General features: G+C 70.6%; 9 protein-coding genes. 3 read left to right on the plus strand and 6 right to left on the minus strand.

Annotated features, from left to right (window positions below; translation table 11 throughout):
- Positions 1-739: 739 nt before the first annotated feature.
- The 6 genes from gcvH to ACSAMQ_RS19160 all read right to left on the minus strand — a co-directional run bounded on the left by gcvH (position 740) and on the right by ACSAMQ_RS19160 (position 5,239).
- Complete coding sequence (gene gcvH / locus ACSAMQ_RS19135) at positions 740-1,135, minus strand: glycine cleavage system protein GcvH (protein WP_435397184.1); 396 nt, start codon at positions 1,133-1,135, stop codon at positions 740-742.
- Between the two features lie 103 nt (positions 1,136-1,238).
- Positions 1,239-1,874: a 2-hydroxychromene-2-carboxylate isomerase gene (locus ACSAMQ_RS19140; protein ID WP_435397185.1), complete on the minus strand. Its 636-nt coding sequence runs from the start codon at positions 1,872-1,874 to the stop codon at positions 1,239-1,241.
- Between the two features lie 14 nt (positions 1,875-1,888).
- Positions 1,889-3,010, minus strand: a complete 1,122-nt coding sequence (gene gcvT / locus ACSAMQ_RS19145) for a glycine cleavage system aminomethyltransferase GcvT (protein WP_435397186.1) — start codon at positions 3,008-3,010, stop codon at positions 1,889-1,891.
- A gap of 296 nt (positions 3,011-3,306) precedes the next feature.
- Positions 3,307-3,825: a hypothetical protein gene (locus ACSAMQ_RS19150; RefSeq protein ID WP_435397187.1), complete on the minus strand. Its 519-nt coding sequence runs from the start codon at positions 3,823-3,825 to the stop codon at positions 3,307-3,309.
- 13 nt (positions 3,826-3,838) lie between these two features.
- Positions 3,839-4,279 (minus strand): NfeD family protein, encoded by a 441-nt coding sequence (locus ACSAMQ_RS19155; protein WP_435397188.1) that lies wholly within the window; start codon positions 4,277-4,279, stop codon positions 3,839-3,841.
- Between the two features lie 3 nt (positions 4,280-4,282).
- On the minus strand, positions 4,283-5,239 hold the full coding sequence (locus ACSAMQ_RS19160) for an SPFH domain-containing protein (RefSeq protein WP_435397189.1): 957 nt from the start codon (positions 5,237-5,239) through the stop codon (positions 4,283-4,285).
- A 141-nt stretch (positions 5,240-5,380) separates the two neighbouring features.
- Between ACSAMQ_RS19160 and ACSAMQ_RS19165 the strand changes: the two genes are divergently transcribed.
- The 3 genes from ACSAMQ_RS19165 to ACSAMQ_RS19175 form a co-directional block, all read left to right on the plus strand.
- Positions 5,381-5,971 carry an RNA polymerase sigma factor gene (locus ACSAMQ_RS19165; protein WP_435397190.1) on the plus strand — a complete coding sequence of 197 codons (591 nt, stop codon included), beginning with the start codon at positions 5,381-5,383 and terminating at the stop codon, positions 5,969-5,971.
- Positions 5,964-7,010 carry a hypothetical protein gene (locus tag ACSAMQ_RS19170; RefSeq protein WP_435397191.1) on the plus strand — a complete coding sequence of 349 codons (1,047 nt, stop codon included), beginning with the start codon at positions 5,964-5,966 and terminating at the stop codon, positions 7,008-7,010. Before ACSAMQ_RS19165 ends, ACSAMQ_RS19170 begins: the two co-directional genes overlap by 8 nt.
- A gap of 27 nt (positions 7,011-7,037) precedes the next feature.
- On the plus strand, positions 7,038-8,141 hold a 1,104-nt coding region (locus ACSAMQ_RS19175), incomplete at its 3' end, for a PDZ domain-containing protein (RefSeq protein WP_435397192.1).

Consider the following 8,141-nt stretch of genomic DNA (forward strand, 5'->3'; position numbering starts at 1 on the left):
CACCGGTCGCGTCTGGCTCGCCTCGGGCGCGACGCGGCGAGGCGGCGCGAGCGGCGCGCGGGTGGCTTCGTCGCCAGATCGGCGGCGAGCGAACGACGCGCTCTTCACACCGAGTCCACGCGTCGCGCTCGGGTCGTCGTGCCGGGCGAGCAGCATCGTCGTCGGTCGCGACCGTACGTCCGACCGACCGGCGACGACGCCTCGCCGTGTACGACCGCGTCGCGACCACCTCCGGCCTCGGAGCGCATCGCCGGTCGCCGACTCGCCGTCGCGTCGTTCGCCTTGCCGCCCGCGCGTCGACCGCTCGTCGGCCGAGTCGCCGAGTCGCCGAGTGCCGCGGCGAAACCGGAATCGCACCCGCGCTTTCCCCCCGCCCCCACCCGAAACAAAAACAGAAACGCGACACCGACCGCCGCGTTCGCATCCAGATCTGCATTCCCCGCTCCCGCGTCGGCCGCACTCGCCCGCCGCGGTGCAACCGGACTCCCGAACCCGCGTTCCGCCGCCGCGCCGCCCGAACGAAACCGGGAAGCGGAGCCGGTCGCCGCGCTCGCGGTCGGGGTCGATGCACCCCGCTGCCCGCGTCGGCCGCACTCGCGTCGCGGCGAAACCCATCCCGAACCCGGCCGCGCCGCCCAAACGAAAACGGGGAGCGGAGAACCGGCGGCCGCGTTCGCGGTCCGGTTCTGCGCTCCCCGCTGCCGCCGCCCTCAGGGCGACGGTGTCGGAACGGCCGGGATCAGTGGTCGTCTTCTTCGAGCAGCTCGGCGTAGTCGTCCGGACCCAGCAGTTCGTTGAGCTGGTCCGGCTCGTCGATCTCTACGGTGTAGATCCAACCCTCGCCGTAGGCGTCTTCGTTGATCGTTTCCGGCTTGTCCGCCAGCGCGGCGTTGACCGCGGTCACGGTGCCGGAGACCGGCGAATAGACGTCGGAGGCGGCCTTGACCGACTCGACCACCGCCGAGGCGGTGCCGGCTTCGACGCGGTCGCCGATGTTCGGCAGTTCGACGTAGACCAGGTCGCCGAGCAGGCCTTGGGCATGGTCGGAGATACCGACCGTGACTTTGCCGTCGCCTTCGACGCGGGCCCACTCGTGGGACTTCATAAACTTCAGATCGCCGGGGATTTCACTCATGGCTGGCCTCGAACGTGACGGGAGCGGCTGGTAATGGCGGGTAGTTTAACGATGCGGGAGCGACATGCCACAGGGACGGCGGCCGGAACGCCGGCGGGCGCGTTCAACCTGCCCGCCCGCCGTCGTCGACCCGGTACGGCGCTCGAGCGCTGAGCAGCGCCTCGCGCAACGCCTCGACGCGGTCCTGGCCCCAGAACGGTTCGCCGTGCAGCACGTAGCCGGGCAGGCCCGGCAGGTCGGCGGCGATCGCCTGTGCGGTGTAATCGTGGTAGCGCGCGGCGACCTCGGCGGTGTCGGCGGCGGCGATGATCGCCTCCGCATCGTGACCGCGATCGCGCAACAGGCGCGCGACCGTGCCGCGGTCGGCCAGATCCTGGTCGTGCGCCCAGATCGCCCGGAACGCCGCGTCCATGTAGCCGGCCGGATCGGCGCCGGCCTCGACCAGGGCGATCGCACAACGATCGGCCAAGCCGGAATCGACCGGGAAGAACTTCGGCGCCAGGTTTAAGGGCAAGGCGCGCTGCTCGCGGGCGCGCTGCAACTCGTACAGGCGATAACGCTGCCGCGCCGGCGCGCGCTGGCCGAGCGGCAGGCCGCCGTTGGCGGCGAACAACTCGAAGAAGCGCACCGGCTTGTAGACCAGGCGCGCGCCGCCCGCCTGCGCCGCCTCGAGCACGGCGGCGTGGCCCAGGTAGGCATAGGGCGAGATCAGGCTGAAGTAGTAGTCGACATGGACCATGGCGGTGGCGCCGGTCAGACGAGCACGCCGTCCTGGGCCTGACCGTCGCGCACGAACGGGAACTTCACCACCCGCACCGGCACTTCCTTGCCTCGGATGTCGACGCGGACGTTGCCGGCGCCGCCGAACGGAATCTCGCCGGCCGGCACGCGCGCGAAGGCGATCGACTTGTTCAGCGTCGGCGAGAAGGTGCCCGAGAGGATCTCGCCCTCGCCGTGCGCGGTCAGCACTTTCTGGCCGTGGCGCAGCACGCCCTTCTCGTCCATGACCAGGCCGATCATCTGGCGCGCGGCGCCGCTGGCCTTGAGCTGTTCGAGCGGCTGGCGGCCGATGAAGTCGCGGCCCTCGTCGAGGGCGATGGTCCAGGCCAGCGCGGCTTCGTACGGCGACACGCTGTCGTCCATGTCCTGGCCGTAGAGGTTCATGCCGGCTTCCAGGCGCAGGGTGTCGCGCGCGCCGAGGCCGGCCGGCTTGACCCCGGCGGCGAGCAGCGCATCCCACAGCGCCACCGCGCGGTCTTCGGGCACGACCACTTCGAAACCGTCCTCGCCGGTGTAGCCGGTGCGGGCGACGAACAGCTCGATGCCGTCGGCGGTTCGGGCCTGCCCGGCGACGAACTTGCCGAGCTTGCCGATGCGCGCGCGGTCTTCCTCGCGCAGCAGGCCGATCAGCTTGTCGCGCGCGCTCGGGCCCTGCACCGCGATCATCGCCAGTTCCGGACGCTCCTGGACCTCCACGCCGAAGGCCAGGGCCTGCTCGCCGATCCAGGCCAGGTCTTTTTCGCGGGTGGCGGCGTTGACCACCAGGCGGAAGAATTCTTCCTCGAGGAAGTACACGATCAGATCGTCGATCACCCCGCCCTGCGGATTGAGCATGCAGGTGTACAGCGCCTTGCCCGGTTTCTGCAGCTTGTCGACCGAGTTGGCGACCAGGTGGCGCAGGAACTCGCGGGTGCGCGCGCCGCGCAGGTCGACCACGGTCATGTGGCTGACGTCGAACATTCCGGCGTCGCGGCGCACCTGATGATGCTCTTCGATCTGCGAGCCGTAGCTGATCGGCATGTCCCAGCCGCCGAAATCCACCATCTTGGCGCCGAGTGCGCGGTGGGCGTCGTTGAGGATGGTCTTCTGGCTCATGGGGCGCTGCCTGCTCTGCTGGGGAGGTTGAGCCGGCGATTATCCCAGAAGCGCGCGTCGCCCGTGGGACCCGCATTCGGTACGCAAGCGCATGGAGACGCGCCGCGCGCTCCGGAGAGTAGAAGCAGCGCGAGCCGCGACCACGAAACCGCGCTGACGATGCCAAGGGTTACGCTCGCGGTGGACATGCTCGGCGAGGCAGCGAAGCGCCGCGGCGATCCGCCCCCGGGCCCGGCGGTTGGAGCGCTCTGCGACCACTCTCACAGGCGCGCCGCATTGCGATCGCGCCGCCGGCGCTATTCCCCTTCGGTGCCTTCGTTGTAACAACTTACTTCGGTGGGCTTGACTTCGACGAAGCGCCCCTTGCGGCGATCCAAGCGCACCGCCCAGCGCGAGGCGTCGAACATCTCGCGCGCGTCGGCGTTCTCGACCGCGGTATCGATGACCGCGATCACGCCCGGATCGCCGACGCCATCGATGACACAGGTCGAAATCGACACGCGTTCGCCGCGCAGCAGTTTCGGATAGGGCACCACGTCGGTGATCTTCCAGCGCGCTTCGTTGCCGATCCGGCCGACCAGTTCGGCGGCGTAGAGCTTGAGCGAGCGGTCCTCGGCATCGTCGATGGTGCCGATGCTGCGCGCGCAGATCTGCTCGGCGCTGCGCCCGGAGCCGACGCAGCCGCCGGTGTTGGATTTGAAGCCGTCCGGGAACGGCGGCACCACTCGGCCGATCCAGGTCTCGGCGCCGCTCGGTTCGCCGGCCAGGCAGGGAACGGCCGTGCACAGCAACGCGAGCATCGCCGATGTGCGCATGGCCGTCATCGTCTCAGTCCACCGCTTCGACCCGCAGGGTCATGCCGTCGGTGCCGATCACCCGCACCGCCGCGCCGGCCGGCAACTCGGGGCCGCTGACGTCCCAGTACGCGTCGGCGATCTGCACCCGCCCGCTGCCCTGGACGATGCCGCGCTCCAGGGTCACCACCCGGCCGACCAGTTGTTCGGCGCGGCGGTTGAGCAGGGGCCGGTCGCTCTGGCGCTCGCGGCCGCGGAACCAGGTGCGGTAGACCTGGATCGAAACGAAGCTGAGCAACACGAACGCGGCCACCTGGGCCAGCACGCTCAGTCCCGGGAACACCAGTACCAGCCCGAACATCACCGCCGCGGCCAGGCCGAGCCAGAGCATGAAGGCGCCGGGCGCCATCGCTTCGGCCGCGAACAGCAGCAGCGCGATCGCGGCCCAGGTCACGGTCTGCCAGTTCCACGCCATGGTTCAGCCTCCGCTGCGCGGCACGGGCGGCGGCGCCACCCGGCTGGGCTGGCGCTCCAGCGCTTCCTTGGCCAACTCGCCGATGCCGGCGAGCGAGCCGATGATGCCGGCCGATTCCATCGGCATCATCACGAACTTCTGGTTCGGCGCTTCGGCCAGCGACTTGAAGGCCTCGATGTATTTCTGCGCGATGAAGTAGTTGATCGCCTGCACGTTGCCCTGGGCGATCGCGTTGGACACCACCTCGGTGGCCTTGGCCTCGGCCTGGGCCAGGCGCTCGCGCGCTTCGGCCTGGCGGAACGCGGCTTCCCGCTCGCCCTCGGCTTCGAGGATGACCGACTGCTTCTCGCCTTCGGCCTTGAGGATCGCCGCCTGGCGGAAGCCCTCGGCCTCGAGGATGTTGGCGCGCTTCTCGCGCTCGGCCTTCATCTGCCGCGCCATCGAGTCGACCAGATCGCGCGGCGGCTGGATGTCCTTGAGTTCGATGCGGTTGACCTTCAACCCCCAGGGGTGGGTCGCCGCGTCGACCGCGTTGAGCACCTTGGTGTTGATCTCGTCGCGCTTGGACAGCGACTCGTCCAGGTCCATCGAACCGATCGCGGTGCGGATGTTGGTCATGACCAGGTTCAGGATAGCGATTTCGAGCGTCGCGACTTCGTAGGCGGCCTTGGCCGCATCCTGGACCTGGAAGAACACGATGCCGTCGACCTTGACCACCGCATTGTCCTTGGTGATCACGTCCTGGCTCGGCACTTCCAGCACCTGTTCCATCATGTTGATCTTGCGGCCGACCCCGTAGATCACCGGGACCAGGAAATGCAGGCCCGGGTCCATGGTGTGGGTGTAGCGGCCGAAGCGCTCGACCGTCCATTGATAGCCCTGCGGCACCATGCGCACGGTCTTGAACAGCAGCACCACGCCGGCGAACACCAGTACCGCAGCGAGCAATGTCGCTCCCATGTCTCCCCTCCTCCCTGTCCGTTGACTCAGTATAGGGCTTGGCCGCGGCTGCGACCCTTCACGCCCCTGGCGCATCCTTGTCCTGGAATGCCGACCGAAACCCCGCCCCCGCCGTCCCTCCCGCCCGATCCGGCGCGCCCGGTGTCGAGCTTCGCCATCGACGTGCCGGAGGCGCTGCTGACCCGCGCCCGCTCCGGCGAAGGCGCGGCGTTCGAGCAGATCTACCGCTGGTTCGAGCGGCCGGTATTCACCCTGGCGATGCGGATCGCCGGCGACCGCGACGAGGCCACCGAAGTGTTGCAGGACACCATGCTCAAAGTGTTGACCCGGATCGGCGATTTCCGCGGCCATCGCGACGGCAGCGGCACTCCGTTCTGGGGCTGGCTGCGGCAGATCGCGGTCAACGAATCGCTGATGCGCCTGCGCAGCCGGCGCCGCCACGACCATGCCGTCGAGCCGGACGACGAATACCTCGCCGACGACCGTACCCCGCCGCCGCCCGCGGCGACCGACGCGGCGGCGCTGGGCCGCGCCCTGGCGCAGTTGCCGGCGCCGACCCGCAGCGTGCTCTGGCTGTACCACGCCGAGGGCTACACCCACGAGGAGATCGCGGCGCTGATGCAGCGCACGCCGAGCTTCTCCAAATCGCAACTCGCTCGTGGCGGCCGGCGCCTGCGCCAGTTGCTGGAGTCGGGCATCAAGCACAACGATCTGGAGCAGGCCCATGCCTGACCGAACTGACCGCACCCCTTCCACGCCGCCGGACTGGTCGTCGGCGTTCGCGCAACTGCCGCCCGAAACGCCGCCGGCCGACGGCTGGTCGCGCATCGCTGCGACCCTCGCCCGGCGCGGCGTCCTGACGGCCGCGGACGGAACGCCTGCGGACGAACCGATCCGCCTGCATCCTTCAAACGATCCGGTCCAGGTCGAACCGCGCCGTCCCGCCGCGAACGCACGGCCGCGCCAGCGCCAGGGCCAGCGATGGATGATGGCGGCGATGTTGGCCGCCGCCCTGCCGCTGGGCCTGTGGCTGTCGCTGCGCGATCACAGCCCGAGTCGTACCGATGCCGGCGCCGATGCGGTCGCGCATTCCGTTGCAGCTCCCGCGGCGGCGCAGCCGACGACCGCGAAGCAGGCCCCCGACGCAGTCGCCGATTCGCGGCACGGCGCCGAGCCGGCTGCCCTCGCTATTGCCGACGCGTCCGAGCCCGATCCCTCGTCATCGGAGATCCCGGCCACGGCGATCACGCCGGCACCCGCGCCAAGCCCGACCACCGACCGCATCGCGGCCACGCCGGCGCCGCGACGCGTGCAGGGCCGGCCGATGCGCTCGCCCACGCCCGACAGCGCGGCCCCCGATTCCACGGCGAGCCAGCTCGCAGCGATCCCGCCGGAAGTCACCGCGCCGGCCTCCCCGGACACGGCGTCCACCGCCGCGACCGCGCTCGCCTCGATCGACGACGAGGCCGGCCTGCTGCGCGAACTCGGCGATCTGCAGGCCGAGTCGGCCCAGCTCGAGGCCTTGGTCGCGGCCACCCGCGACGAGCAGGTCGGCAGCGCCGCCGCCACGGTGATGAGTTCCGAACTCGACGAACGCGTGCGCCTGATCGACGCCACCCTGACCGCCGGTTCGCTGCCCGCCGCGCAACGCCTGGCGCTGTGGCAGCAGCGCGTCGGCGCGCTGCGGACCCTGGCCGGGGTGGAGAGCACGCAACGCTGGTTCGCCGCACGCGGCGAACGCTACGACGACGCCCTGGTTCGCGTCGACTGATTCCTTCATGCCGTACCGGAGACCGATATGCACCGCTTCTTCCTGACCGCACTGCTGTCGACCGCGATCGGCAGCGCCCTGGCCTATGCGCCGGCCGGCGCGCCGAACGGCGCCGCGGCCCCCGCGCCGACGCCGCGCGGCGAGCTCTCGCCGAGAGTGACCGTGCACCGGATGGACGGCGAGCGCCCGCTGCTGATCGCCCAGGTGCGGCCGCACGTCGTCCAGCAAATCCGTGGCCTGCCCGATCCGGTCGCCAAGCCGGTGCTGATCCGCGACGAAATCCGCGGGCCGCAGCTCGGCGTGATCCTGGCGCCCGACGCCAAGGCCGGCGTGCGCATCGTCGCGGTCACGCCCGACAGCGCCGCCGCCAGGGCCGGCCTGCGCAGCGGCGACCGCCTGCTCGCGGTCGGCGACAAGAACATCGCCGGCGCCGACGGCGAGGCGCGCCTGGCCGACGCCCGCGCCCTGCTCGGCCGGCTCGAAGCGCGCAAGCCGCTGCGCATCCGCTATCAGCGCGACGGCCGCGACGCCACCGTCGAGGCGACGCCGCAGCTCGGCGAACGGGTGATGGTGTTCGAGAGCGGCGACGGCTCGCAGTTCGTCACCAGCGGCCAGGTCATGATCCGTCGTTCGGTCGACGGCGAGATGGAAGTTTCCGGCGACCGCATGGAGTTCACCCCGGCCGACGCGGTGGTCGTGCCCCGCCTGCGCACCGAGATCGTCCGTCTCGGCCCGGAGGACTGCAAAGACAAACCCTGTCCGCTGCCGGCGATCAGCGATGCCCTGCGCTGGAATGGCCTCAACCTGGCCTCGGTCGACGCCAGACTCGGCCGTTACTTCGGTACCGAGCGAGGCGTGCTGGTGCTCAGCACCGGCCCCGAACTCAAGGGCCTGGAACCCGGCGACGTGATCCAGAGCGTCGACGGCCGCCGCGTCGATACGCCCCGCCAGACCATGGAGGCCCTGCGCAACAAACCCGAGGGCAGCCAGGTCGAGGTCGGCTATCTGCGCGACCGCGCCAGTGCCAGCACCCGGCTCAAGGTGCCCAAAGCCGTGCAATGGACGCCGCCGCGCCCGCCACGTCCGCCGGTGGCGCCGCTGCCGCCGCGCCCCCCGGTCGCACCAGGCGCA

This window comes from Lysobacter sp. 1R34A (assembly GCF_051217035.1).
Lineage (GTDB): Bacteria > Pseudomonadota > Gammaproteobacteria > Xanthomonadales > Xanthomonadaceae > Lysobacter.